Below are 24,964 nucleotides of genomic sequence, written 5' to 3'. Positions count from 1 at the left end.
GCTCTTGCTTCCGCGCACCGATGCGTGCACACTGATCTCAAGCGAGAGCACCGCTCTCCAAACTGGCCAGGGAGGCCCCGATGAGCGCTCAGCCTCAGCCGTACTACGTGCCCGCCCGGGGCCTGGAGGCCCGCCTCAACCGCCTGATCGGCCGGCTCGCCCGGCTCGGCCTCAGCCTGGCCGGCACCGCCGAGCTCAGCGTCCGCGGCCGGGTCTCCGGCAAGCTCCAGCGCATCCCCGTCAACCCCCACACCCACGAGGGCGTGAAGTACCTCGTCTCCGCCCGCGGCCACTCGCAGTGGGTGCGCAACATGCGGGCCGCGGGCGGCGGCGAACTGCGGGTCGGCCGCAGGGTCCGCCCCTTCACGGCCGTCGAGGTCCCCCCGGCCGAGCGCCCGGCGGTGCTCCGCAGCTACCTCCGGCGCTGGGGCTGGGAGGTCGACCGGTTCTTCCAGGGGGTGACCGCCGGGTCCACCGACGAGGAGCTCCTCGCGGCCGCCGGCGACCACCCCGTCTTCCGCATCACGGTGTCGGACTGACCCGCCGCCCCTACTCCGGCAGCTTCTCCTGCTTCCGGTCCTGCTCCTGCTCCTGCTTCTCCTGCTGCGTCTGCTGCCGGCGGTCCAGCGCGTGCAGCGCCTTCCGCGCCAGCGGGTACGTACGGACCATCTCGCCCAGCGACGTCGAGCCGCGGGTGATCCGCGCGAACGCCCGCCACGCGGGCCGGAAGCCGGTGATGGCCGCGTGCAGCAGCCCCGGCCGCGACTCGAAGACGGCCAGCATCCGCCGCCCCACCGCCATCTCCACGCCGAGCCCGGCCTTGACCGCGAAGGCGTAGTTGAGCGCCTGGCGGCGGGCGTCGACGGCGTCCTGCGACTCCGCGATCCGCACCGCCCACTCCCCCGCCAGCCGGCCCGAACGCAGCGCGAAGGAAATGCCCTCGCGCGTCCACGGCTCCAGCAGGCCCGCCGCGTCACCGGCCACCAGCACCCGCCCACGCGACAGCGGGGAATCGTCCGCACGGCAGCGCGTCAGGTGCCCGGACGAGATCTCGGGCTCGAAACCGGCGAGCCCCAGCCGGGCGACGAAGTCCTCCAGGTACCGCTTGGTGGCGGCGCCGTCGCCCCGCGCCGAGATCACGCCGACCGTGAGGGTGTCGCCCTTGGGGAAGACCCAGCCGTAACTGCCCGGCAGCGGACCCCAGTCGATCAGCACCCGGCCCTTCCAGTCCTCGGCCACCGTCGGCGGCACCGGGATCTCCGCCTCCAGGCCCAGGTCCACCTGCACGGTCTTGACGCCCACGTGGGCGCCGATCCGGCTGGCGCTGCCATCCGCGCCGACCACCGACCGGGCCAGCACGATCTCGCCGTCGGCGAGGTGCACGGCGACGGTGCGGCGGTCCGGTACGTCGGGACCGTGCTGCTCCACCCGGGCCACCGCGCACCCGGTGCGCACCTGGGCGCCGGCCTTCTCGGCGGCGGCCACCAGGCCGGCGTCGAACTCGGGTCGGTTGACCAGTCCGAAGAGCATGTGCCGGGAGCGGCGGGTACGGGTCAGCTTCCCGTTCAGCGAGAACGTCACCGCGTTGACGCGGTCCTTGAAGGGCAGCACGAAGCCGGGCGGCAGCGCGTCGCGCGAGGGCCCGATGATGCCGCCGCCGCAGGTCTTGTAGCGCGGCAGCTCGGCCTTCTCCAGCAGCAGCACCCGCCGTCCGGCCGCCGCAGCGGCGTGCGCCGCCGAGGCGCCGGCCGGGCCGGCCCCGACGACCACCACGTCCCACACCTCGCGGCCCCCCTCCGGCGCACCCGCGTCCGGGACGGCCGCATCGGCCGGGTTGGTCTCCCCGGCAGGCTCGGCAGGGTTGGTCTCCCCGGCAGGGCCCGCGTCCCCGGCGCCCGCCTCGGCCGCCTCCGGGTCCGCGTCCGCGATCCCGTCCCCGGCTCCGGGGCGCTCCACTCCCGGTCCGCCCGCTCCCGGACCCCCCGTACCCGGGGCCTCCGCCCCCGGACTCCCCGCGCCCGAACCCTCCGCGTCCACGTGCTCCGCGCCGCCGTTGTCCCCGTGCTCGCTGCTCACGATGTGTTGCTGCTCCCGATCCCTGAGGTTGCTCCGGTGCCGAGGGAATCCTACGGCGGGGCTGGTCCGAGCCCCTCTGTGGGAAGATCGGCTGTGCCCATCCGGCATACACGAACTACAACGTCGCACCCACGAGGAGCGTGCCCATGCCGTCCCATCCGATCGCCGAGACCGTCGCCTCCCTGATGCCGCGCGCGCAGCGGGAGCTGGCGGAGCTGGTGAGGTTCCAGTCGGTGGCGGACTGGGCGCAGTTCCCGAAGAGCGAGAGCGAGGGCGCCGCGAACTGGGTCGCGGACGCGCTGCGCGCCGAGGGCTTCGAGGACGTCGCGCTGCTGGACACCCCGGACGGCACCCAGTCCGTGTACGGCCACCTGCCCGGCCCCGAGGGCGCGCCGACGGTGCTGCTGTACGCGCACTACGACGTGCAGCCGCCGCTGGACGACGCGGCCTGGATCTCGCCGGCCTTCGAGCTGACCGAGCGCGACGGCCGCTGGTACGGCCGCGGTGCCGCGGACTGCAAGGGCGGGTTCATCATGCACCTGCTGGCGCTGCGGGCGCTGAAGGCCAACGGCGGCGTGCCGGTGGGCGTGAAGGTGATCGTCGAGGGCTCGGAGGAGCAGGGCACCGGCGGCCTCCAGATGTACGCCGAGGCGCACCCGGAACTGCTGGCCTCGGACGCGATCGTGATCGGCGACGCGGGCAACTTCCGCCTGGGCCTGCCGACCGTGACGGCCACGCTGCGCGGCATGACGCTGGTGCGCGTGCAGGTGGACACGCTGGAGGGCAACCTGCACTCCGGCATGTTCGGCGGTGCCGCGCCGGACGCGCTGGCCGCGCTGATCCGCGTCCTGGACTCGCTGCGCGCCGAGGACGGTTCGACCACGGTGGACGGGCTGGACGCGGCGGGCGTCTGGGAGGGCCTGCAGTACCCGGAGGGCGACTTCCGTGCCGACGCGAAGGTGCTGGACGGCGTGGACCTCATCGGTGACGGCTCGGTCTCCGACCGGCTGTGGGCGCGGCCCGCGGTGACGGTGCTGGGCATCGACTGCCCGCCGGTCGTCGGCGCGACGCCGTCGGTGCACGCGAGCGCCCGTGCGCTGATCAGCCTGCGGGTGCCGCCGGGCATGGACACCGGCGCGGCGAACAAGCTGCTGATGGCCCACCTGGAGGCCCGTACGCCGTGGAACGCGCGGGTGCAGGTGGAGCAGGTCGGCTCCGGCCAGGCGTTCCAGGCGGACACGGCGAGCCCGGCGTACGCGTCGATGGCCGAGGCGCTGCGGGCGGCGTACCCGGGCCAGGAGATGCAGGCGGCGGGCATGGGCGGATCGATTCCGCTGTGCAACACCCTGCAGAACCTGTACCCGGAGGCCGAGATCCTGCTGATCGGCCTGAGCGAGCCGGAGGCGCAGATCCACGCGGTCAACGAGAGCGTCTCGCCGGAGGAGCTGGAGCGGCTGTCGGTGGCCGAGGCCCTGTTCCTGGTGAACTACGCGGAGTCGAAGAAGGCCTGAACCCGCCGCGCCGGGGCGGGCCGCCACCGTGCGGAGTTCGTTCCCGGTCGGCCAGGCGTACCTGTGGCGCGACGGGACCGACCTCACCCTGATCGACTCCCCGGCAACGTCACGTCGGCGGCGGAGATCGAGGAGGGGATACGTTCCCTCGGCCTGGATCCCGCCGGCCTGCGGCGCATCGTGCTGACCCACTGCCACCGCGACCACGTCGGCTCGGCCGGCGAGCTGGCCGGGCGGTACGGCGCGGAGGTGGTGGCCCACCGGCTGGAGGCTCCGGTGAGGGGCGAGCGGCCGGTGCCGGAGCCGGTGCTGCTCGACTGGGAGGTGCCGCTGTACGCGCACGGGCTGTCGGTGCCGGAGGCGCCGCCCACGCCGGTGCACCGGGAGGTGGAGGACGGCGCGGAGCTGGGCTTCGGCGACGGCGCGTACGCCGTCCACTCCCCCGGGCACACCGACGGCAGCATCGGCGTCCATCTCCCGCGGCACGGGGTGCTGTTCACCGGCGACTCGGTGGCGGGTGTGGGGCGGGTGATGCTCGGGGTGTTCAACACGGACCGGGAGCGGGCGCTGGCCTCGTTCCGCGGGCTGGCCGCGCTGGCTCCGGACACGGTGTGCTTCGGCCACGGTGACCCGGTGACGGGAGGGGCCGCCCTCGCGCTGGGGGAGGCGGCGGAGGCCGCGGTGTAGCGGGCGGCGGGCCCGGGCCGCGCGGGCGGGCGGGCCGGTCAGCCGACCGGGACGCCCGCCTCCAGGTTGAGCACGGTGGCGCGCTCGCGGGCGCGCAGGGCCCAGCGCAGCCGGTCGAAACGGTTCTGCGGGAGCAGCCCGGCCGCTTCGCTCTCGGTGACGAACCGCCAGGCGCGCAGCTCCGGGCCGGGCAGCCGTACCGCGCGGGCCTGTTCGGCCGGGAGGCGGCCCCCGTCGAAGAGCATGCGCAGGCCGCCGTAGGCCGGGGGCCGCGGCGGCTCCCAGTCGACGACCAGCAGCCGGGGCGGCCGGTCGAGGGTGATGCCGACCTCCTCGGCGACCTCCCGGATGCCGGCGCGGGCCGGGGCCTCGCCCGGCTCGACGATCCCGCCGGGGAACTCCCAGCCCGGCTTGTACGTGGGGTCGACCAGCAGCACGCGGTCCTGGTCGTCGAAGAGCAGCACCCCGGCGGCGACGGTCTCGCCGGTCGGTTCGGGGGTCTGGACGATCTCGCAGCAGCCGGAGGTGCCGCCGCGGACGGCGGCGGCGATGGTCTCGGCCGTCTCGCGGGGGCTCAGCGTGCTGTTGTCGACGGCGTGGGCGTCGGCGCGGAGCCAGCCCCCGAGCGCCTCGCGGTAGGCCGGGATGTGGTCGTACGCCCACTGGCGGATGCGGAGTTGCCGGTCGGCGTCGGGGACCTCCGGATCGTCCCGGTGGGCGATCCGCTCCCGAAGGATCGTTTCCTCTGGGGTGAGCAGGAAGTGCCGGACCTCGATCCGGCGGGCGGCGAGGCCGCCGAAGATCTCGTCGCGGTACTCCTGGCGCAGCAGGGTCATCGGGACGACGAGGGTGCCGCCCACCTCGGCGAGCACGGCCGCGGCGCCGTCGACGACCAGCCGCCGCCAGATGGCCAGGTCCTGGTAGTCCGTCACCTCGTCGAGGTGTTTGGGCGGCAGCAGGTGTTTCAGGACACCGCCGATCACCTCGGGGTCGTACAGGGTGCTGTCCGGGAGCAGCCCGGTCAGTTCGCGGGCGGTGCTGGTCTTCCCGGCGCTGAACGTGCCGTTGATCCAGACGATCACGAGTCCCCCTCATCCGAAGCCCCCTGTGGCTTGCCCGCAACACCCTGTCACGGAAACCCGGGACCGGGCCGGGGCTCACGGCACCGACGGTATCCGGGCACGCGCGGGGCGTGTCGGCCGGGCACTATCCTCGAAGATCGGCGCCAGTATCGACCGGAGGACGCGCGTGCCCCAGAACCCTCAGGACTCCCGCTACGGGAACCGGCCGACGATGAAGGACGTCGCGGCCCGGGCCGGGGTCGGGCTCAAGACCGTCTCGCGGGTGGTCAACGAGGAGCCGGGGGTCACCCAGGACACCGAGCGGCGGGTCCGGGAGGCCATCGAGGAGCTGGGCTTCCGGCGCAACGACAGCGCCCGGGTGCTGCGCAAAGGGCGGACCGCCACGGTGGGCCTGGTCCTGGAGGACCTGGCGGACCCGTTCTACGGGCCGCTGAACCGCGCGGTGGAGGAGGTGGCCCGGGCCCACGGCGCGCTGCTCATCAACGGGTCCAGCGCCGAGGACCCCGACCGGGAGCGGGAGTTGGCGCTGGCGCTGTGCGCGCGCCGGGTGGACGGGCTGGTGGTGATCCCGGCCGGGGACGACCACCGGTACCTGGAGCCGGAGATGCGGGCCGGGGTGGCGACGGTGTTCGTGGACCGGCCGGCGGGCCGGATCGACGCGGACGTGGTGCTGTCGGACAGCTTCGGCGGCGCCCGGGACGGTGTGGCCCACCTGATCGCGCACGGCCACCGGAGGATCGGGTTCGTCGGCGACCAGCCGCACATCCACACCGCCCAGGAGCGGTTGCGGGGGTACCGGGCGGCGATGGCGGACGCCGGGCTGCCGGTGCCGGCGGGGCTGGTGGCGCTGGGTCCGACCGATCCGCGGACGGTGACGGAGGCGGCCCGCGCCATGCTGGCCGGAACGCAGCCGGTCACCGCCCTGTTCGCGGGCAACAACCGGGTGACCGTGACGCTGGTTCGGGTCCTGGCGGGCCTGGACCGGGCCGTGGCGCTGGTGGGCTTCGACGACTTCGAGCTGGCCGACCTGCTGCGCCCGGGCGTGACGGTGGTGGCCCAGGATCCGGCGGCCCTGGGCCGGGTGGCGACCGACCGCCTCTTCCGCCGCCTCGCCGGCACCCGCCTCCCGGTGGAACGCATCGAACTCCCGACCCGCCTCGTCCCCCGCGGCTCGGGCGAACTCCCGCCGGCCGCCTGATCGCCGACCGTCCGGGCACGTGCCGGCGGGGCGGGCCGTGCGCCGGCGGGCGTGCCCTTGCGCGGGCCGGCGCGGACCGACCGTACGACGGCGGGGCCGGGCGGTGTTCGTGCACCGCCCGGCCCCGCCGGGTTCCGGGTGTCCCGGGCGGGCCCCGGGCGGAGGGCTACTTCAGGGTGGCCGAGCGGCGCGGGATGGCGAAGGCGTCCAGTTCCGCGCGGGTCAGGCCGGTGCGGGCGGTGACCTCGTCGGCGCCGACGGCGCCGCAGTCCAGGCCGCGGACCAGGTAGCCGGCGAGGGCCTTGGCGGTGGCCGGCTCGTCCATCACGTCGCCCTCGATCTTCGCGACGTACGCCTTGAGGCGCGCGGCGGCGGCGTCGAGGCCCTCGCGGTAGAAGGCGAAGACGGCGGCGTAGCGGGTGGGGAGGTGGCCCGGGTGCATGTCCCAGCCCTGGTAGTAGGCGCGGGCCAGGGCGCGGCGGGTCAGGCCGTAGTGCAGCTTCCAGGCCTCGTGGACGTGCTCGGTGGTGCCGATGGGCAGCACGTTGGTCGAGCCGTCGGAGACGCGTACGCCGGTGCCGGCGGCCGCCACCTGCATGATGGCCTTCGCGTGGTCGGCGGCCGGGTGGTCGCTGGACTGGTAGGCGGCGGAGACGCCGACGCAGGCGCTGTAGTCGAAGGTGCCGTAGTGCAGGCCGGTGGCGCGGCCCTTGGCGGCGTCGATCATGCGGGCGACGGTGGCGGTGCCGTCGGAGGCCAGGATGGACTGGCTGGTCTCGATCTGGATCTCGAAGCCGATGCGGCCCGGCCGCAGGCCGCGGGCGGTCTCGAAGGCCTCCAGCAGCTCGACGAAGGCGGAGACCTGCTCGGCGTAGGTGACCTTGGGGAGGGTGAGCACCAGGCCCTCGGGGAGGCCGCCGTGCTCCAGCAGGCCGGAGAGGAAGACGTCGGTGGTGCGGATGCCGCGGTCCCGGACGTTGGACTCCATGCACTTCATGCGGATGCCCATGTACGGGGCGTTGGTGCCGTTCGCGAAGGCCTCGGACACCAGGCGGGCGGCGCGGGCCGCGGCCTGGTCCTCCTCCTCGTCGGAGCGGACGCCGAAGCCGTCCTCGAAGTCCACGCGGAGGTCCTCGATGGGCTCGCGCAGGAGCTTGGCCCGGACGCGCTCGTAGACCGGGCCGGCGAGTTCGTCGGAGATGCCGAGGACGCGTGCGAAGGTGGAGGCGTCCGGGGCGTGCTCGTCGAGGGCGGCGAGGGCCTGGTCGCCCCAGGAGCGGATGGTGTCGGCGGTGAAGACGTCGCCGGGTACGTAGACGGTGTGGATGGGCTGGCGGGTGCCGGGGTCCCCGGGGTAGCGGCGCGCGAGCTCCGCGTCCACCGGCGCGAGCGAGGCGCTGACGCGCTCGCTGACCGCGCCTGCGAGGCTCGTTGCCACCTTCTCCTGCTGACCCATCCTACACACTCCTATTTTCCGCTTCACGGAAGCATTGATCCGCATAGCAGAATTTAGTCAGGGCGTTCCGCTCCGTCAATGCTTGCCCCCGGGTGGTCCGGGCGTACCGCGCAAAAGCCGCGGGGCCGCGCGGTGATGTTCACCACGCGGCCCCGGGGCTCAGCGTCTGCGCAGGTCAGGCGGCGCAGGTCAGGCAGGTCGCGCAGCTCGGCGCGAGCCGGCGGATCAGCCCTTGCGGGACTGGATCTCGTCGGTCAGCTGCGGGACGACCTGGAAGAGGTCGCCGACCACGCCGTAGTCGACGAGGTCGAAGATCGGGGCCTCGGCGTCCTTGTTGATGGCCACGATGGTCTTCGAGGTCTGCATGCCGGCGCGGTGCTGGATGGCACCGGAGATGCCGGACGCGATGTACAGCTGCGGCGAGACGGACTTGCCGGTCTGGCCGACCTGGTTGGAGTGCGGGTACCAGCCGGCGTCGACGGCGGCGCGGGAGGCGCCGACGGCGGCACCGAGCGAGTCGGCCAGCGCCTCGATGACCGAGAAGTTCTCGGCACCGTTGACGCCGCGGCCGCCGGAGACCACGATCGCGGCCTCGGTCAGCTCGGGGCGGCCGGTGGACTCGCGCGGGGTGCGGGAGACGACCTTGGTGCCGGTGGCCAGGGCGCCGAAGGAGACGGCGAGCGCCTCGACGGTGCCGGCGGCCGGGGCGGCCTCGACCGGAGCCGAGTTCGGCTTGACGGTGATGACCGGGGTGCCCTTGGAGACCCGGGACTTGGTGGTGAAGGACGCGGCGAACGCGGACTGCGTGGCGACCGGACCCTCGTCACCCGCCTCCAGGTCGACGGCGTCGGTGATGATGCCGGAGCCGATGCGGACCGCGAGGCGGGCCGCGATCTCCTTGCCCTCGGCGGAGGACGGGACGAGCACGGCGGCCGGGGAGACGGCCTCGTACGCGGCCTGGAGCGCGTCGACCTTCGGGACGACGAGGTAGTCGGCGAACTCGGGGGCGTCGGCGGTCAGGACCTTGACGGCACCGTGCTCGGCCAGGGCCGGGGCGGTGGCCTCGGCGCCGGCACCCAGCGCGACGGCGACGGGCTCGCCGATGCGGCGGGCAAGCGTCAGCAGCTCGAGGGTGGGCTTGCGGACGGCACCGTCCACGTGGTCGACGTAGACGAGAACTTCAGCCATGGGACTGCTCTCCTGCGATTGCGAAGTATGAGGGGGCGGTTGGGGTGACCGAAGTCCTTAGATGAACTTCTGGCCCGCGAGGAACTCCGCGAGCTGCTTGCCGCCCTCGCCCTCGTCCTTGACGATCGTGCCGGCGGTGCGCGCCGGACGCTGGGCCGCCGAGTCGACCGCGGTCCAGGAGCCCTCGAGGCCGACCTCGTCCGCCTCGATCTCCAGGTCGGACAGGTCCCAGGACTCGACCGGCTTCTTCTTCGCGGCCATGATGCCCTTGAAGGACGGGTAGCGGGCCTCGCCCGACTGGTCCGTCACGGAGACGAGCGCCGGGAGGGAGGCCTCCAGCTGCTCGCTCGCGGCGTCGCCGTCGCGGCGGCCGGTGACGGTGCCGTCCTCGACCTTGACCTCGGAGAGCAGGGTGACCTGCGGGACGCCCAGGCGCTCGGCCAGGATCGCCGGGAGGACGCCCATGGTGCCGTCGGTGGAGGCCATGCCGGTGACGACCAGGTCGTAGCCGGCCTTCTCGATCGCCTTGGCGAGCACCAGCGAGGTGCCCATGACGTCGGTGCCGTGCAGGTCGTCGTCCTCGACGTGGACGGCCTTGTCGGCACCCATCGACAGCGCCTTGCGGAGCGCGTCCTTGGCGTCCTCGGGGCCGACCGTCAGGACGGTGATCTCCACGTCGTCGTCGGACTCCTCGGAGATCTGCAGCGCCTGCTCGACGGCGTACTCGTCGAGCTCCGACAGCAGGCCGTCGACGTCGTCGCGGTCGACGGTCAGGTCATCGGCGAAGTGCCGGTCGCCGGTGGCGTCGGGCACGTACTTCACACAGACAACGATCCTCAAGCTCACGCCGGCTCTCCTACTGCATCGTCTTTTCTGGCTGCTGCCCTGTGCAGGCAGCATAGGCGCCTTACTGGGCGGATCCCGGTCGGGGCGGCCCGCGCTCCGATCGAAATGTTACTCGTCAGTACACCCTGGCTTCCACCAGGAAGCAAGCTCACCGAACTGTGACCTTGCCAACGCCGCCCGGCACCCCGGAAAACCGGCCCTGTGCTGGGACGACTCAGTCGCGCAGGCCGTTGAAACGGCCCTGGTGGTACAGCAGCGGACGGCCCTCCCCCGCCGGGTCGCCCGCGACGACCTCGGCGAGTACGACCCGGTGCGCGCCGGCCGGCACCCGGGCCACCACCCGGCACACCAGCCAGGCCAGCACCCCGTCGAGCAGCGGCACGCCCTCCGGTCCGGTGCGCCAGGCCGTGCCCGGACCGAACCGGTCGGCTCCGCTCGTGGCGAAGGTGGCGGCCAGCTCGCGCTGGTGCTCGCCGAGTATGTGGACGCCGACGTGACCGGCCCCGGCTATCGCCGGCCAGCTGGAGGAGCCGGTCCCGACCGAGAAGGAGAGGAGGGGCGGCTCGGCGGCCACGGAGCTGAGCGAGGTGGCCGTGAAGCCGAACGGGCGCTCCCCGTCGGCCGCCGTGATCACCGCGACGCCGGCGGCGTGCCGGCGGAAGACGGAGCGCAGCAGCTCGGGCGAGCCGGGCAGGCCGGCGTCGGCGGCCGGGCCGCCTGCGGTGGTGGCGAGTACGGACGGAGCGGTCATGGCGGGGTCCTTCTGCTGGTGGCGGCGAGCGGGTCCGGGGGCGTTCAGCGGCCCGGACAGCAGGCGCTCGCGTACCGGCGCAGGTCGATGTGGACCCGTCGGTGGAGAAGGAGTTCTGGCCGCATGCGGTCAGCCTGTCGATCGTTGGCAGGTGCAGTCAAGCCGCTTCGGCGAGATGCGAGCGGCGTCACGGAGCGTCCAGGAGTGAGCACCGGTTTCCCGTACGAACGTACGAGCGTTCGCCGGGCGGAGCGGCCGGCCGCGCGGGGGTGCGGGCGGGTCAGAGGACGGCGCCCAGCGCGGCGATGACGTCGGCCTTGCGCGGCATCCCCGCGGCCCGCCGCACCTCGGCCCCGGACGCGTCGAGGACCAGTACGGTCGGCGTCCTGGCGATCCCCAGCTCGCGGACCAGCGGGAGGCGCGCCTCGGCGTCGATCTCGACGTGGGCGACGCCGGGGACCAGGCCGGCGACCTCGGCGAGGATCCGCCGGGTGGCCCGGCAGGGCTGGCAGAAGGCACTGGAGAATTGCACGAGCGTGGCGCGTTCGCCCGGCTCCGCGCCGAGTTCGGCCGCTCCCAGCCGTCGCGCACCGTCCGCGGTCGTCGCGTCCACGCGCACCGTGCTCCTTCGCTCGTTCAGGGGCCGTGAGGGCCTTCCGCAGGGACGATTGTCCCCCGTTCCGTACGGTGGGGTCAGCGCGCCCGGTGACCGCGTGATTCCCGGCAGGTTTCGCAGCGTGACGAGAATCTCGCCGACCGGGGGCGTCTGGACTGGTCAGCGGCGCTCCCATGGGGCACGATCCCCTTGCCGGTACCTACGCTGGCGTAACTTCCCGCCGGGAGCACCGCCCCAGGCAGAAAGAGGGGTCTCCCCACGATGGCAGAGCTGGTCTACCCCCCGGTGATCGGTGCGGCGCACACCCTGTTCCGCGCGCTGGACATCCGGATCGACATGAAGGGCACCGAGAACATCCCGCGCAAGGGCGGTGCGGTGCTGGTGTCGAACCACATCGGTTATCTGGACTTCATCTTCACCGGGCTGACCGCACGTCCGTCGAAGCGGCTGGTGCGCTTCATGGCGAAGGAGTCGGTGTTCCGGCACAAGGTGTCCGGGCCGCTGATGCGGGCGATGAAGCACATCCCGGTGGACCGCAAGCAGGGCGAGGCGGCGTACCAGCAGGCCCTCGCGGCGCTGCGGTCCGGCGAGATCATCGGGGTCTTCCCCGAGGCGACGATCTCGCAGTCGTTCACGCTGAAGAGCTTCAAGTCCGGTGCCGTGCGCATGGCGCAGGAGGCCGGCGTGCCGGTGATCCCGGTGGCGCTGTGGGGCACGCAGCGGCTGTGGACCAAGGGCCGCCCCAAGGACCTGAAGCGCAGTCACATCCCGGTGACGATGCGGGTGGGCGAGCCGATGGAGGCGCCCACGGACCAGTTCGCGGGCGCGCTGACGCGCCGCCTGCGCGAGCGCGTGCAGGAGCTGCTGGACGCCGCGCAGCGGGCGTACCCGGTGCGTCCGGCGGACGCGCAGGGCGCCTGGTGGCTCCCGGCCCACCTGGGCGGCTCCGCGCCCACGCCGGCCGAGGTGCGCGAGGCGGGCTGACGGTCCCGCCGGGCGGACCTCCCGGCCGGAGCCGGGATGCCCGGCAGCACGAACGTACGCGGCTCACTGCCCGGCGCGCAGGCGCCGGCGGTGGGCCGCGACGCGTTCCCGGGAGGCGCAGGCGGCGGAGCAGTAGCGGCGGGCGCTGCCCGGGCCGGTGCCGAGGAAGTACGCGCCGCACCGGGCGGCCGCGCAGGCGCCCCAGGCGACCCGGCCGTACGCGGTGAGGACCGAGGCGAGCGCGAGTGCGCCGGCGGCGAGGAACCAGTCGCCCCACCCCGCGTCCTCGCGGTCCGCGTGCAGGTGCCAGGCGTGGCCGTCGTGGCGGGTGAGGCGGGGGCGGGCCCCGCACGCCGCGAAGAGGGCGTTGAGGGCCGCCGCGGCGCGGTCCGCGTCCGTCTCGGCGAGGACGTCGCCCATCCTGCGGGCGGCGGCCCGGAGTTCGGCCGCGTCGGCCGCCGAGAAGGCCTCGGGCGTCAGGTCGTCGGCGCGCTCGCCGTGCCGGGCGAGGAGCGCGGCGAGTGCCTCACGGGAGGCGTCCGGTCTGACGCGGACCTCGTTGGCGAGGTCGACGAGGCGCTGGGCGGGGTCGAATCCCTTCACACCGCCGAGTGTAATGTCTTGTTGTATCAAGGCGTTACGCCGGCGGGGAGCCGGGGGCGCCGCCGGCGCGGGGAGGGGATGCGGATGCGCGGTCCTGCGGTGCTGAGGGGGTATCTGGCGACGGCGCTGGCCGCCCGGTTCGCGGGCGAGGGGGTCGGGCTGGCGCTGGTGCTGCTGGCGGTGGAGCGCACGGGCGGGGCGGCACACGGTGCGTTCGTGCTCACCGCGTGGACCGCGCCGCACGCGCTGGCCGCGCCGCTGGCCGGAGCGGTGGCCGCCCGGGCCCGGCGGCCGCGGCTCTTCTACACCGGGGCGCTGGTGGGCTTCGGGTCGGCGCTCGCGGGGCTGGCGCTGCTGGTCGGGCGGGCTCCGGCCGCGGTGGTGGCCGCGGTGGCGGTGGCGGGCGGGGCGTGCGGGCCCGTGGTGACCGGGGCGCTGTCGAGCCTGGTGGCGCGGCTGATCCCGGCGGGCCCGGTGCGGGACCGGGCGTACGCGTGGGACGCGGCGACGTACAACGCGGCCTCGGTCACGGCTCCGGCGGTGGTCGGGGCGCTGGCCGCCGCCCGCTCGGGCGCGTGGTCGATGGCGGCCCTGGCGTCCGCCGCCGCCGTGGGCGCGGCCCTGGCGGCCCTCCTGCCGTACGGCCGCCGGGACGGCGCGGGCCCGTCGGCGGCGCAGGGTACGGGGACCCCGGCCGCATCCCGGACGGCAGACGTGGCCACGTCCCCGACGACCGCCGAACCGGGCGAGGCCGGCGGGCCGGGCGGCGCCGGCAGCTCGGCGGACACCGCCGGCGACGTGAACGGGCCGGTCCGGTCGGACGGACCCGCTCGGGCGGGAGGACGGCGCGCAGCTCGCCACCCCGGAGAACCCGGCCACCCCGGCGGACCCGGAAGCCCCGTCGGGCGGGGCGGCGCGGACGCGTCGGGGAGTCCGGACGGGCCGGCAGGCGGGCCGGGCGAGCAGAAGGGCCGGGGCGGGGTCGTGGGCGCGGGGGTGGGCGCGATCTGGCGGGTGCGGGAGCTGCGGGCCATCACGTCCGCCACCTCGGTGGCCTTCCTCGGGCTGGGGGCGCTGACCACCACCGCGGTGCTGCTCGCCGGCCGGCTGGGCGGCGGCAGCGGCTCCGGCAGCGTGCTCATGACCGCGTTCGCGGTGGGCGCCCTGGCGGGTGCGCTGGGGCTGACCCGCCTGTCGCTGCCCGCGGGGCGGCTGGCGGAGTACGCCATGACCGGCACCGGTCTGGCGCTGGTGGCCGCGTCGTGGGCGCCGTCGGTGCCGGTGGCGGCCGCCCTGTTCGCGGTGGCGGGCGTGTGCGACGGGCCGCTGCTGGCCGCGACCCTGCGGATCCGGGCCGACCACGCCCCGGAGGGGACCCGGGAGCAGGTGTTCACCCTCGGTGCCGGCCTGAAGATGACCGCGGCCTCGGCGGGCGCCGCCGCCGTGGGCTTCGGCGCGGCGCTTCCCCCGGCCCGGCTGCTGGCGGTGATCGGCGCGGTGCAGCTGGCGGCCGCCGCCCTCCACCGGACCCTCGCCCGCACCCCCGCCCCACCGGCCGGTTCCGCCCCCGCCCTCCGGCCCGCGCCCGCGAGCCCCGCGACGCCACGGGCCGTCCCGGGGCCGCAGGACCGGCCTTAGGCCCTGTCTCTCGGATCACGCCGGGCTCGCGGGGCGTGATTCGAAAGACAGGGCCTTGGCCGGGCGAGCCCGGCGTGCTCCGGAGGCAGGGCCTGGACCGGCCGCCCCGCCTCCCGGACCCTCACACCAGCGCGAGGATGCCGCCGGCGGTCAGCCAGAGTCCGGCCAGCAGCGAGAGGGTGACGACCAGCTGTTCCTGGTGCTGTTCGAGCCAGGTCCGCAGCGCGCTGAGCCGGGTCCGCGCGGCGGCCGGCGCCCAGACGGTGTACAGCTCCATGGCCAGGAGGCTGAGCGTGGCCAGCACGCAGTAGCCGGTCAGGGCGAGCCAGTCGGAGACGGAGGAGAGGTCCGCGTTGACCACCGTGGCGGCGCCGGCGGCGACCAGGCCCCACGGCTGGAGCAGCCAGGCGAGCGCTGCGGCGGTGCCCAGGGAGGCCCGGTCGATCCGGGCGGCCCAGCGCGGTGGTCCGTGCGGGCGGGGCGGCCTCCGGAGCCGGTAGCCGCCGAACAGCACCAGGCCCACCCCGATCGCCAGCTTGGCGGCGTCCGCCGCGGTCGACGGCGTGCTGTGGCGCTCGGGCGGCGTCCCGCCGGTCAGCAGCAGCACGCAGGCGATCACCACGACCAGGTTGGCCAGCCAGGACAGCAGGAAGGCGAGACCCTTGTGCACGCCGCGGGCCGACGTGAGCAGCAGCATGCAGGCGCTGTTGTGCAGCGGTCCGAAGGTGATGGCCGTGCCGATCACGACCAGATCGACGACCATCGGCACAGCAGCTCCCTGGGATCGAGGCCGGCACGGTACGCATCCCGACTCTGCGGCCGACTCTCCGGCGGGTCAAGCGGACCACGCCGACGCCACGAACGCCTCGGCCCCGTCGGCGGCACCGGGCGGGCGCGGGGGTCAGGACAGCCGCCGGCCCCCTTATGTAACATCCCACTTCCAGGCTCGGCCATTACTCGGAGGGGTGTCCGGATGTGGGACGCAGCGCGCTCGTGGGTGGAGGGGTGGGCCGTCTCGCGGCGGACGCCGAAGCCGGTGGACAGGCCGTGGGGGCTGAGCATCCGGGTCGGGCAGCCGGCCCAGCCGGTACGCCACGTGCTGCTGGACACCGACGCGGAGACCGCCCGGGGGCTGGTCGACTCGGTCACCGAACCGGCCACCTGGATCAAGGCGTTCCTGGCACCGGACGTGATGCGGCCCTGGTTCCCGCCCGCCTGGGAGCCGACGGACCCCGGCTTCCTGATGGCCGCCGACCTGCGCCCGGCCGCCGCGCACGCGCCCGACGGCTACACGGCCACCACCGAGACCGCCGACGGCGTCACGCGCGTGCGGGTGCTGGCCGCCGACGGGACGCTCGCCGCGAGCGGCCGTATCGGCCTCACGGCCGGCGCCTGCGTCTTCGACCAGATCGTCACGGAGCGGGCACACCGGCGCCGCGGCCTGGGAACACTGGTGATGGGCACCCTCACCAACGCGGCCGCCGAGCACGGCGCGACCACCGCCACCCTCGGCGCCACCGTCCAGGACCGGGCCCTCTACGAAACCCTCGGCTGGCGGACCCTGGCCCCCCTGACCGGCTTCGTCCGCCGGCCCTCCGTCCCGTGACCCGCACGCGGCGCGGCTTGCGCGTTTGACGGGGGGTCGGGGTGGGGCTGGACTGGACTCACGGGTGTTTGCCGCGAGTCCGGTCTAGGAGGGCGGCCATGACGACCCTGGAGAGTTTCGACCTTCTGCAGCCTTACAAGATCGCCGAGGAGACGTTCGTCATCCCATGGGCCCTGGAGGCCCCGCCGGTCGGCCACTTCCCGATGAACTCGATGGTGATCCGGGGCAGTGAACCGGTCCTGGTGGACACCGGGGCGCCCGCGGTGCGCTCCCAGTGGCTGGAGGCGGCCTGGTCCGTCGTGGATCCCCTGGACGTACGGTGGATCTTCCTCACCCACGACGACCGCGACCACGCCGGCAACCTCCTGGCGGTCCTCGCGGAGTGCCCGAACGCGACCCTGCTGACCACGTGGTTCTCCATCGGCCGGATGGCCGAGGAGTGGGAGACCCCGGTCAACCGCTGCCGCTTCATGACCGACGGCGACACCATCGACGCGGGCGACCGCACGCTGGTCGCCAAGCGGCCGCCGCTGTACGACAACCCCACGACCCGCGCCCTCTTCGACACGAAGTCCCGCGTGCTGTGGGCCGTGGACACCTTCGCCACGAACGTGGCGTCCCCCATGGCCGAGACCGCGGCGATGTCGCCCGACGAGTTCCGCGACGGGCAGTTCTTCGGCGGAACCCTGGTCTCCCCCTGGACCGCCCTGGTGGACCAGCAGAAGTTCGGGGCGGTCGTCGGCGACTTCCAGCGGCTGGACCCCGAGGTCGTCGCCGGCTGCCACTGCCCGGTCATCCGGGGAGCCCGGATCCCCGAGGCCTACGACCTGCTCCGCCGGCTGCCGGAGGTGCCGCCGTGGACGGAGTTCACCCAGGCCGACCTGGACCGGTGGATGGCGCTCGCCGAGAGCTCGGTCCCGCCGGAGCAGCCCCGGCCGTCCGCTACGTGACCGCCGCGCCCCGGTCCAGCGAGGCCGGCAGCAGGCGCCGGAGGTGGGTGCGGTCCGTCGCCTGCCGGAGGGCCGTCAGCACCGGCGCCGGGGCGGTGGCGTGGAGCTCGGGGTAGTCGGCCTCGCCGAGGTGCGGGCGGACCGGGAAGGCCAGGCGCTCCTCGGTCAGGCTGAAGCGGGCGTCCAGGCCCGGTGCGTTGCCGCGGGGGTCCTGGCGGGCCCAGCGGGTGCGTCCCGGCAGCCGGAGGGCGACCAGCCCGTGTACGACCGGGCCGGAGCCGTCGTCCTCCGTCAAACGCTGGTAGCACAGGGCGGTGGGGAGGCCCCGGTGCCGCAGCAGGGCCGCGAGGGCGATGGACTTCGCGTAGCAGATCCCGGTTCGGTGGGCGAGGACGTCGGAGGCGCGCCAGGTGACCCGGAGGTCTCCGCTGTCGGCGGAGTGCGGAATGGCGTCGCGGACGAAGTCGAAGGCCGCTTCCGCGTATGAGTATGCGTCACCGGTACCGGCCCAGAGGGCGGCCGAGGTGTCGCGTACCAGCGGGTGCTGGTGGTCGATCGCCTCGTCGGCCGCCACGTACGCCTTGATGTCCGGGTTGAGCTGGATGAGTTCCATGGGCGCGAGCATAGGTACGCCCCACACCGGTGATCAATACATTTCCGGTGCGGGGCATATCTATTCAAGCCTTGGGGTGACGGCTCGCGTCAGCGGGCCATCTCCTCCTTGAGCGCCTGGAGGAAGCCGTCGACGTCCTCCTCCGTGGTGTCGAAGCCGCACATCCAGCGGACGTGGCCGGCGGCCTCGTCCCAGAAGTAGAAGCGGTAACGCTTCTGCAGGCGACGGGTGACCTCGTGCGGCAGCTTCGCGAAGACCGCGTTGGCCTGTACCGGGTAGAGGATCTCCACCCCGTCGACCTGGCGGACGCCGGCGGCCAGCCGCTGGGCCATCTCGTTGCCGTGGCGGGCGTTGCGCAGCCACAGGTCCTTGGCGAGCAGCGCCTCCAGCTGGACGGAGACGAACCGCATCTTGGACGCCAGCTGCATCGACATCTTGCGGATGTGCTTCATCTGCCGGACGGAGTCCGGGTTGAGCACGACCACCGCCTCGCCGAAGAGCATGCCGTTCTTCGTGCCGCCGTACGACAGCACGTCGACGCCCACCGTGTTGGTGAACGTGCGCATCGGCACGTCGAGCGAGGCCGCGGCGTTGGCTATCCGCGCCCCGTCCAGGTGGACCTTCATCCCGAGGGAGTGGGCGTGGTCGCAGATGGCCTTGATCTCGTCCGGCGTGTAGACCGTGCCCAGCTCGGTGTTCTGGGTGATCGACACGACCTGCGGCATCGCCCGGTGCTCGTCCTCGAAGCCCCAGGCCTCCTGGTCGATCAGCTCGGGGGTGAGCTTGCCGTCCGGGGTGGGGACGGCCAGCAGCTTGATGCCGGCCATCCGCTCCGGAGCGCCGCCCTCGTCCACGTTGATGTGGGCGGTCTTGGCGCAGATCACCGCACCCCAGCGGTCGGTCATCGCCTGGAGGGCGACGACGTTGGCGCCCGTGCCGTTGAAGACCGGGAACGCCTCGGCGTAGGGGCCGAAGTGGCTGCGGATGACCTTCTGCAGGTGCTCGGTGTACTCGTCCTCGCCGTAGGAGACCTGGTGGCCCCCGTTGGCGAGGGCTATCGCCTCGAGGACCTCCGGGTGTGCTCCCGCGTAGTTGTCGCTGGCGAAACCTCGCACCGCCGGATCATGGTGCCGGCGGGCGTCGGTCCTCAGGGTTGCGGGGTGAGCCACAGACGCTGTCCGTTCACTTCCGAGGCGGGCCGGTCCCAGACGCCGACAACGGCCTCAGCCAGTTCCTTGACGTCCGTGAAGCCCGCGAACTTCGCATTGGGGCGCTCGGCGCGCATGGCGTCGTGCACCAGTGCCTTGATGACCATGATCGCAGCAGCGGCACCCGGGCCGTCCTCGCCCCCCGCCTTGCGGAAGGAGTCGGCCATCGCCAGGGTCCACGCCTCGGCCGCGGCCTTGCCCGCGTTGTACGCGGCGTTGTTGGCCACCGGCTTGTGCGCGCCGACCTGGCTGACCAGGACGTAGCGGCCCTTGTCGCTGCGCAGCAGGCCGTCGTGGAAGGCCATCGAGGTGTGCTGGACGGTGCGGATCAGGAGCTTCTCCAGGAAGTTCCAGTCCTCGGGGTCCGACTCGGTGAACGAGTTGGCGCCGCGCCAGCCGCCGACGAGGTGGATCAGGCCGTCGATCCGCCCGAACTCCTTCTCGGTGCGGGCGGCCCACTCGCGGGTGGCCTCCAGGTCCAGCAGGTCCACGGTGTCGCCGATGACGGTGGCGCCGCCGTGCGCGTAGCGCGCCGCGTCGACGGCCTCCGCCAGGCGGGCCGGGTCGGCGTCCGACGCCACCACGGTGGCGCCCGCCTCGGCGAGCCTGAGCAGCGCCGCCCGGCCGGCGGGTCCGGCGGCACCGGCCACCGCGATCACCGCTCCGGCGAGGGAGCCGTTGTTGCCGTTGCCGTCCATCCCAGCCTCCTCCGCGCGAGCGCTCATGCGGCGGCCCGCTCGGCGCTCTGCGCCGTGATGCCCTTGGTCGAGGCGATCACGTCCTTGAGCTTCTTCGAGAGCGCCTCAAAGAACATGCTGAGCGGAAACTCGTCGGGAAGCACGTCGTCCACGAGCTTCCGCGGCGGCTGCGTCAGGTCGAGCGCGTCGGGGCCCTTGGCCCACTTGGAGCCCGGGTGCGGGGCGAGGTAGGTGGAGACCAGCTCGTACGCCTTGAACCAGTGGACCAGCTTCGGGCGGTCGATGCCGTCGCGGTAGAGCTTCTCGATCTCGGCGCAGAGCTGGTTGGTGATCTGCGGGGCGCGCTGCCAGTCGATCTTCAGCTTGTTGTCGGTCCAGCGGATCACGTCGTGCTGGTGCAGGTACGCGAAGAGCAGCTGGCCGCCGAGACCGTCGTAGTTGCGGTTGCGGTCACCGGAGAGCGGGAAGCGGAACATCCGGTCGAACAGGACGGCGTACTGGACGTCCCGGCCGTGCTCGTTGCCCTCGGCCTCCAGCTTCACGGCCTCCTTGAAGGCGGTGAGGTCGCAGCGCAGCTCCTCCAGGCCGTACATCCAGAACGGCTGGCGCTGCTTGATCATGAAGGGGTCGAACGGCAGGTCGCCGTGGCTGTGGGTGCGGTCGTGGACCATGTCCCACAGGACGAAGGCCTTCTCGCAGCGGTCCTGGTCGCCCAGCATCGACGCGATGTCGGCCGGCAGCTCCAGGCCGAGGGTGTCGACGGCCGCCTCGGTGACGCGGCGGAAGCGGGCGGCCTCGCGGTCGCAGAAGATGCCGCCCCAGCTGAAGCGCTCGGGGGCCTCGCGGACGGCGATGGTCTCGGGGAAGAGCACCGCGGAGTTCGTGTCGTAGCCCGCGGTGAAGTCCTGGAAGGTGATGCCGAGGAAGAGCGGGTTGTCGTAGCGCGTGCGCTCCAGCTCGGCCAGCCACTCGGGCCACACCATGGTGAGGGCGACGGCCTCCAGGTTGCGGTCCGGGTTGCCGTTCTGCGTGTACATCGGGAAGACCACGAGGTGCTGCAGGCCGTCGGCGCGCTCGGCGGCCGGCTGGAAGGCCAGCAGGGAGTCGAGGAAGTCCGGCACCCCGAAGCCGCCCGCGACCCACTTGCGCAGGTCGGAGACGAGCGCCCGGTGGTAGTCGGCGGTGTGCGGCAGCAGCGGCGAGATCTCCTCGACGGCGCCGATCACGCGGTCCACCGTGGCCTCGGCGGTGGCGCGGCTGGGGGCGCCCTCCGCCTCGAAGTCGATCGAGCCGTCCTTGGACTGCCAAGGGCGGATCTCTTCCACGGCGGCCTTGAGCACGGGCCATGCGGGGTGGTCCACCACCCGCATACCGGCGGTTATCACGCCACCGCCCGCACCCTGCACAAGAGTTTCCGTCATGTCACTTCCTCCACAGGAGAACCTCACGTCAATGCAGCGTATGCATATGAGGCTCTTCCGCTCAAGAGGAGGATCAATAAATTATCCTGCGCCACCCCCCGCTCCGGTGAAATTCTTCCCGTCGGCCACCGTCCCGGCGATGGCTTCGCCGATGCGGTCGAGGGCTGCCCGGGCCTCGGGAAGGACCCCGGCCAGGGCGAGGAAGCCGTGGAACATCCCCGGGTACGCGTCCTCCGTGGCCGGCGTCCCGGCCGCGCGCAGGGCCCGTACGTACGCCGCCCCGTCGTCCCGCAGCGGATCACAGCCGGCGGTGACCACGTGGGCGGGCGGCAGCCCCTCGGTTCCGGCCACGAGCGGGGAGGCGAGGGGGTGGCCGCCGTCCCCGCCGGGCCCGAGGTACTGCTCCCAGAACCAGCGCACGTGGGCGGCGGTGAGGAAGTAGCCCGTCGCGTTCCGCTCGTACGAGCCCCCGCGCCCGGCGGCGTCCAGCACCGGGTAGGCGAGCACCTGCAGCGCCACCCGGGGCCCGCCGCGCTCCCGGGCGAGCAGCAGGGAGGCCGCGGCCAGGTTCCCCCCGGCACTGTCCCCGGCGACGACCAGGGCGTCCGGGTGGCCGCCCAGCGAGCCGAGCCGGCGGCCCGCCCAGCACAGGGCGGCGTGGGCGTCGTGCACGGCCGCGGGGAACCGGTGCTCGGGCGCGCGGCGGTAGCCCACCGAGACGACCACCGCACCGGAGGCCCGGCACAGCTCGCGGACGGTGGTGTCGTGGCTGTCCAGGTCGCACAGCACCCAGCCCCCGCCGTGGCAGAACACCACGGTCGGCCGGGGGCCGGGCCACCGCACGGGGTCGGGGCGGTAGATCCGTACCGGCAGGGGCGGCCTGTCCGGGCCGGGGCCCGGGATCAGGGCGTCCCGGACGGAGCCGACCGCCGGGGGGACGGCGGGCGGACGGGGCGCGGCGGCCAGGATCCGGCGGGCCTCGGCGGCGTCGGTGACGGTGCCGCCGAGGTCGGGGAAGGCGGCGGTGAGCGCGTCGGCACAGGCCCGGGCAAGCGGGGACAGGCGGTCGTCACCGGCCGGGCCCGTACCGGCGGCCGGGCCCGTGGCGGTCTCCTCGTGGTCCTGCACGCGCTCACGCGCCCCGGAAGTGCGGGATGACCTTCTCGCCCCACTGCCGGAGCGTCTCCAGGCACGCCTCCTGCGGCACGGTGCCCATCTGGACCAGGCACATGATCTCGTCGGCGCCCGCGTCCCTGAGCCGCTCGACGTACGCGATGGCGTCGTCGGCGCTGCCGTAGGCGTGGTCGGCGTTGAAGGTGGCCGTGGAGGTCGGGCGCACCGGGATGTCCAGCTCGTGCAGCCGGGCCACCACCTGCTCGGCGGCCCTGCGCATCTCCGCGGCCTCGTCGCTCCCCTCGACCACCGCCTCGTCGGGGACGCCCGCCCCGCCGTACCAGTGCCCGATCGCCTGGGCGAAGAAGCGCTGCCCGCGGATGCCGATCCGGCGGGCCTCCGCCGGGTCGTCCAGCACGATGGTCGGACAGAGCACGGAGAAGTGGTCGTTGACGACGGTGGAGACCGTGCGCGAGCCGTCCCGGGCCGCGAGCGCCCCGTCGTACACGGCCCGCATGGCGGCGATGGACTCGGGACCCGCGAAGCCCATCACCAGTGCCCCGACGCCCAGTTCGGCGGCCTGCACCAGGGTGTCGTTGCGGCTGCACGCGAGGAAGAGCGGCGGGTGGGGGGTCTGGCGCGGCCGCGGGAGGATCGGGTGCGGATCGATGTCGATCAGCTCGCCGTGGTACTCCAGCTCCTCCTCCTGCCAGGCCCGGCCGATGATCCGCAGGGCCTCCTCGACCTCCTGGGCGGTGCGTTCCCGGTCGACGCCGCACAGCGAGGTCTCCTGCTCGGTGCCGCCGCGTCCCGCGCCCAGGTCGAGCCGTCCGCCGGAGAGCAGGTCGAGCATCGCGGCGCGTTCGGCGACCCGTACGGGGTGGTTGAAGTTGAACGGCATGCAGACCACGCCGTGGCCGATGCGGATGGTGCTGGTCTTCGCGGCCACCCAGGTGAGGAACACCTCCGGGGCCGACAGGTGGGCGTACCACTTGAGGGAGTGGTGCTCGACGGCCCAGATCCGGTCGAATCCCATCCGCTCGGCGAGCACGGCCTGTTCCACGCAGTCGCGGATGACCTGGTGCTCACGCTCGACCGTCGGATCGGCCAGCTGCGCTTCGAAGATGACGGAGAATTTCACGGCGCCCTCCAGGGGGTTGCGTCCCGTGCCCGGCCTTACTTCAATTCGCCATATGACTAGTAGTCAGATGCGAAGGAAGCAAGACCCGGGACGCCCCGAACTGCCGCCGACCGCCTGGGCCGTGCTCGGCCTGCTGTCCTTCCCGGGCGAGCGGACCGGGTACGAGCTGAAGAAGTGGGCGGACTCCTCGCTGCGCTTCTTCTACTGGTCCCCGGCGATCAGCCAGATCTACGCCGAGCTGCGCCGCCTGGAGGGGCTCGGGTACGCGGCCTCCGAGCGCTCGGGGCCCGAGGAGCCGCGGACCAAGCGCCGGTACGCCATCACGCCCGAGGGCCGTGCGGCGCTGGCGGAATGGGCCGCGGACACCGCGGAGGCCGGCCCCCCGGTGCTCAAGCACGGGGTGCTGCTGCGGGTGTGGCTCGGCCATCTGGCCGATCCGGCGCGGCTGCGCGCGATGGTCGAGGAGCACGTCGGGCGGACCCGGGAGGGGCTGGCGGAGGTGCGCGAGGCGCGCGCCCGGGCGGCCGGCGCCTCCGAATGGGCCTTTCCGGAGCTGGCGCTGCGCTGGAGCGAGCGTCAGCATCTGGCCGAACTGGAGCTGGCCGAGGCCCTGCTGGCCGATCTCGACGGCCTGGGCGCGGCGGGGCGTACGGGCCGGGCGGCCGTCCCGCGTCAAGGCGGCGGGGACGCGCCCACGCCCGGGTGACGCGGCGGGGGCCCGGCGTGGTCCGGCGGACGGAAGGGGGCAGGCGGGTACTGGCCAAAGGGCATGGGAACGGTGCGTGCACGGACGGTCTCAACCCGCGCACGGCCCATTACGCTGCCTCCTTACCGCGCGGGCGGTCAGGGCCGCGCGCGGGAGCCGCCGTCGACGGAAGCGAGAGAACCTTGACTTTCCTCACCATCGGTCACCGCGGGGTCATGGGCGCCGAACCCGAGAACACCCTCCGGTCGTTCGTCCGCGCCGAACGCTCGGGCATGGACCTCGTCCAACTGGATCTGCAGCTGAGCAAGGACGGTGCCCTCGTCGTCATGCACGACGCCGAGGTGGACCGCACCACGGACGGCTCCGGCGCCGTCGTCGACCTGACCCTCGCCGAGCTGCGGGAGCTCGACGCCGGCCAGGGCGAACGCGTCCCGGTCTTCGAGGAGGTGCTGGACGCGGTCCGCGCGCCGCTCCTGGCCGAGATCGGGGACCTCCCCGTGGCCGAGGCGCTGGCCGAGGTGATGCTGCGGCGCGACCTGACCTCGCGGGTGGAGGTGTCGTCCTTCCACGACGCGGTCCTCGGGGAGATGGCCCGGCTGGTGCCGGGCGTACGCCTCACCCTCACCGCGATCCGGTACGGCGAGGACATCGTGGACCGGGCCCTGGCGGCCGGTGCCGAGACCGTCGCGCTGAACATCCGCCGGCTGACGCTGGAGACCGTGGAGTCGGCGCACGCGGCGGGCCTGCGGGTGGTCGGCTGGACGGTGAACACCCAGGAGCAGCTGCGGCTGGTGCGCGCCCTCGAACTCGACGGCGCGGTGACCGACTTCCCCGAGATCCGGCTCACCGGCCGGTTCACGGCCTAGCCGGGG

Annotated in this window: 25 protein-coding genes and 1 pseudogene; 10 read left to right on the top strand and 16 right to left on the bottom strand. The window is 73.8% G+C overall.

The genetic code is table 11. The annotated features are described in order from the left end of the window. The first annotated feature begins 80 nt into the window (after positions 1–80). Positions 81–539, top strand: coding sequence for a nitroreductase family deazaflavin-dependent oxidoreductase (locus ACIQUR_RS22870; protein ID WP_403667087.1), 459 nt, complete (start codon positions 81–83; stop codon positions 537–539). Positions 540–549: 10 nt separating this feature from the next. Here ACIQUR_RS22870 and ACIQUR_RS22865 read toward each other — a convergent pair whose 3' ends face one another. Continuing rightward, a complete protein-coding gene (locus ACIQUR_RS22865) occupies positions 550–1,782 on the bottom strand; it encodes a geranylgeranyl reductase family protein (protein ID WP_403667246.1) in 1,233 nt (410 codons plus the stop codon). A gap of 440 nt (positions 1,783–2,222) precedes the next feature. On the opposite strand from ACIQUR_RS22865, the gene ACIQUR_RS22860 reads away from it, so the two are divergent. Further along, positions 2,223–3,587 (top strand): dipeptidase, encoded by a 1,365-nt coding sequence (locus ACIQUR_RS22860; protein WP_403667085.1) that lies wholly within the window; start codon positions 2,223–2,225, stop codon positions 3,585–3,587. Between the two features lie 28 nt (positions 3,588–3,615). Then, a pseudogene (locus ACIQUR_RS22855) lies at positions 3,616–4,274 on the top strand (MBL fold metallo-hydrolase). A gap of 38 nt (positions 4,275–4,312) precedes the next feature. Here the strand turns inward: ACIQUR_RS22855 and ACIQUR_RS22850 are convergent. Continuing rightward, positions 4,313–5,356 (bottom strand): NUDIX domain-containing protein, encoded by a 1,044-nt coding sequence (locus ACIQUR_RS22850; protein ID WP_403667082.1) that lies wholly within the window; start codon positions 5,354–5,356, stop codon positions 4,313–4,315. A gap of 211 nt (positions 5,357–5,567) precedes the next feature. Between ACIQUR_RS22850 and ACIQUR_RS22845 the strand changes: the two genes are divergently transcribed. Beyond that, a complete protein-coding gene (locus tag ACIQUR_RS22845; protein WP_403667243.1) occupies positions 5,568–6,554 on the top strand; it encodes a LacI family DNA-binding transcriptional regulator in 987 nt (328 codons plus the stop codon). Positions 6,555–6,720: 166 nt separating this feature from the next. Here ACIQUR_RS22845 and ACIQUR_RS22840 read toward each other — a convergent pair whose 3' ends face one another. From ACIQUR_RS22840 to ACIQUR_RS22815, 6 genes are all read right to left on the bottom strand, one after another. Then, complete coding sequence (locus tag ACIQUR_RS22840) at positions 6,721–8,010, bottom strand: DUF6986 family protein (protein ID WP_403667080.1); 1,290 nt, start codon at positions 8,008–8,010, stop codon at positions 6,721–6,723. Positions 8,011–8,235: 225 nt separating this feature from the next. Further along, positions 8,236–9,198, bottom strand: a complete 963-nt coding sequence (locus ACIQUR_RS22835; RefSeq protein WP_403667077.1) for an electron transfer flavoprotein subunit alpha/FixB family protein — start codon at positions 9,196–9,198, stop codon at positions 8,236–8,238. 57 nt (positions 9,199–9,255) lie between these two features. Then, a complete protein-coding gene (locus ACIQUR_RS22830) occupies positions 9,256–10,044 on the bottom strand; it encodes an electron transfer flavoprotein subunit beta/FixA family protein (RefSeq protein WP_403667075.1) in 789 nt (262 codons plus the stop codon). Positions 10,045–10,258: 214 nt separating this feature from the next. Next, entirely contained in the window at positions 10,259–10,795 is a 537-nt protein-coding gene (locus ACIQUR_RS22825) for a flavin reductase family protein (RefSeq protein ID WP_403667072.1), read from the bottom strand. A gap of 44 nt (positions 10,796–10,839) precedes the next feature. Then, entirely contained in the window at positions 10,840–10,920 is an 81-nt protein-coding gene (locus tag ACIQUR_RS22820; protein ID WP_403667240.1) for a putative leader peptide, read from the bottom strand. A gap of 155 nt (positions 10,921–11,075) precedes the next feature. Further along, entirely contained in the window at positions 11,076–11,435 is a 360-nt protein-coding gene (locus ACIQUR_RS22815) for a thioredoxin family protein (protein WP_403667237.1), read from the bottom strand. Positions 11,436–11,672: 237 nt separating this feature from the next. Here ACIQUR_RS22815 and ACIQUR_RS22810 point away from each other — a divergent pair, with 237 nt between their 5' ends. Beyond that, positions 11,673–12,395 (top strand): lysophospholipid acyltransferase family protein, encoded by a 723-nt coding sequence (locus ACIQUR_RS22810; RefSeq protein ID WP_403667069.1) that lies wholly within the window; start codon positions 11,673–11,675, stop codon positions 12,393–12,395. Between the two features lie 63 nt (positions 12,396–12,458). On the opposite strand, the gene ACIQUR_RS22805 is transcribed toward ACIQUR_RS22810, so the two are convergent. Then, a complete protein-coding gene (locus tag ACIQUR_RS22805) occupies positions 12,459–12,998 on the bottom strand; it encodes a CGNR zinc finger domain-containing protein (RefSeq protein ID WP_403667066.1) in 540 nt (179 codons plus the stop codon). Between the two features lie 84 nt (positions 12,999–13,082). On the opposite strand from ACIQUR_RS22805, the gene ACIQUR_RS22800 reads away from it, so the two are divergent. Then, positions 13,083–14,636: an MFS transporter gene (locus tag ACIQUR_RS22800; protein WP_403667062.1), complete on the top strand. Its 1,554-nt coding sequence runs from the start codon at positions 13,083–13,085 to the stop codon at positions 14,634–14,636. A gap of 121 nt (positions 14,637–14,757) precedes the next feature. On the opposite strand, the gene ACIQUR_RS22795 is transcribed toward ACIQUR_RS22800, so the two are convergent. Beyond that, positions 14,758–15,399: a GAP family protein gene (locus ACIQUR_RS22795; protein WP_403667060.1), complete on the bottom strand. Its 642-nt coding sequence runs from the start codon at positions 15,397–15,399 to the stop codon at positions 14,758–14,760. A 210-nt stretch (positions 15,400–15,609) separates the two neighbouring features. Between ACIQUR_RS22795 and ACIQUR_RS22790 the strand changes: the two genes are divergently transcribed. Both ACIQUR_RS22790 and ACIQUR_RS22785 read left to right on the top strand, forming a co-directional pair. Beyond that, entirely contained in the window at positions 15,610–16,242 is a 633-nt protein-coding gene (locus ACIQUR_RS22790; protein WP_403667057.1) for a GNAT family N-acetyltransferase, read from the top strand. A 98-nt stretch (positions 16,243–16,340) separates the two neighbouring features. Then, complete coding sequence (locus ACIQUR_RS22785) at positions 16,341–17,192, top strand: MBL fold metallo-hydrolase (RefSeq protein ID WP_403667055.1); 852 nt, start codon at positions 16,341–16,343, stop codon at positions 17,190–17,192. On the opposite strand, the gene ACIQUR_RS22780 is transcribed toward ACIQUR_RS22785, so the two are convergent. The 6 genes from ACIQUR_RS22780 to ACIQUR_RS22755 all read right to left on the bottom strand — a co-directional run bounded on the left by ACIQUR_RS22780 (position 17,185) and on the right by ACIQUR_RS22755 (position 23,386). Then, entirely contained in the window at positions 17,185–17,805 is a 621-nt protein-coding gene (locus ACIQUR_RS22780; protein ID WP_403667052.1) for a transglutaminase family protein, read from the bottom strand. The genes ACIQUR_RS22785 and ACIQUR_RS22780 overlap by 8 nt on opposite strands. A gap of 89 nt (positions 17,806–17,894) precedes the next feature. Beyond that, positions 17,895–18,956 carry a threonine aldolase family protein gene (locus tag ACIQUR_RS22775; RefSeq protein WP_399948371.1) on the bottom strand — a complete coding sequence of 354 codons (1,062 nt, stop codon included), beginning with the start codon at positions 18,954–18,956 and terminating at the stop codon, positions 17,895–17,897. Next, a complete protein-coding gene (locus tag ACIQUR_RS22770; RefSeq protein ID WP_403667049.1) occupies positions 18,953–19,711 on the bottom strand; it encodes an SDR family NAD(P)-dependent oxidoreductase in 759 nt (252 codons plus the stop codon). The genes ACIQUR_RS22775 and ACIQUR_RS22770 overlap by 4 nt, the downstream gene beginning before the upstream one ends. Positions 19,712–19,734: 23 nt before the next feature. Continuing rightward, positions 19,735–21,132, bottom strand: coding sequence for a DUF6421 family protein (locus ACIQUR_RS22765; protein ID WP_403667047.1), 1,398 nt, complete (start codon positions 21,130–21,132; stop codon positions 19,735–19,737). Between the two features lie 81 nt (positions 21,133–21,213). Then, the gene (locus ACIQUR_RS22760) at positions 21,214–22,260 is read right to left on the bottom strand and encodes an alpha/beta hydrolase (protein WP_403667045.1); all 1,047 of its coding nucleotides are present in this window, start codon (positions 22,258–22,260) and stop codon (positions 21,214–21,216) included. Positions 22,261–22,264: 4 nt separating this feature from the next. Beyond that, positions 22,265–23,386, bottom strand: a complete 1,122-nt coding sequence (locus ACIQUR_RS22755; RefSeq protein ID WP_403667042.1) for an LLM class flavin-dependent oxidoreductase — start codon at positions 23,384–23,386, stop codon at positions 22,265–22,267. A 67-nt stretch (positions 23,387–23,453) separates the two neighbouring features. Here ACIQUR_RS22755 and ACIQUR_RS22750 point away from each other — a divergent pair, with 67 nt between their 5' ends. Beyond that, the gene (locus tag ACIQUR_RS22750) at positions 23,454–24,092 is read left to right on the top strand and encodes a PadR family transcriptional regulator (protein ID WP_403667039.1); all 639 of its coding nucleotides are present in this window, start codon (positions 23,454–23,456) and stop codon (positions 24,090–24,092) included. Between the two features lie 182 nt (positions 24,093–24,274). Further along, a complete protein-coding gene (locus tag ACIQUR_RS22745; protein ID WP_403667036.1) occupies positions 24,275–24,958 on the top strand; it encodes a glycerophosphodiester phosphodiesterase in 684 nt (227 codons plus the stop codon). Positions 24,959–24,964: the final 6 nt, after the last annotated feature.

The organism is Streptomyces sp. NPDC101132 (assembly GCF_044759225.1).
Taxonomy (GTDB): Bacteria; Actinomycetota; Actinomycetes; order Streptomycetales; family Streptomycetaceae; genus Streptomyces.
Note: the sequence above shows the minus strand (reverse complement) of the source record. Positions and strands in the feature narration are given on the sequence as shown.